The sequence below is a fragment of the Planomonospora algeriensis genome, from assembly GCF_977012225.1.
In genome coordinates, this window is the sequence record NZ_CDRNDK010001144.1 from 1 (window position 1) to 313 (window position 313).

A 313-nucleotide genomic window follows, 5' to 3' on the forward strand; every position below is an offset into this window, starting at 1 on the left:
TGCAGCACAAGTATCCGGAGACGGTGCTGTTCTTCCCCAAGCAGGGGCAGACCTGCCACGCCTACTGCACCTACTGCTTCCGGTGGGCGCAGTTCATCGGGGAGCCCGACCTGAAGTTCGCCTCCGACGACGTGGCCGCGCTGGTGGCCTACCTGCGGGCCCACCCCGAGGTGACCAGCGTGCTGCTGACCGGCGGAGATCCGATGATCATGGGGGAGGCGGTGCTCCGCCGCTACCTGGAGCCGCTGCTGGAGGTCGAGCAGCTGGAGTCCGTCCGGATCGGCACCAAGTCCCTGGCCTACTGGCCGCAGCG

The 313-nt window shown here is 68.1% G+C and carries 1 pseudogene; it reads left to right on the forward strand.

The features are described 5' to 3' along the window. A pseudogene (locus tag ACWJ6R_RS38195) lies at positions 1–313 on the forward strand (lysine 2,3-aminomutase); the annotation flags it as partial.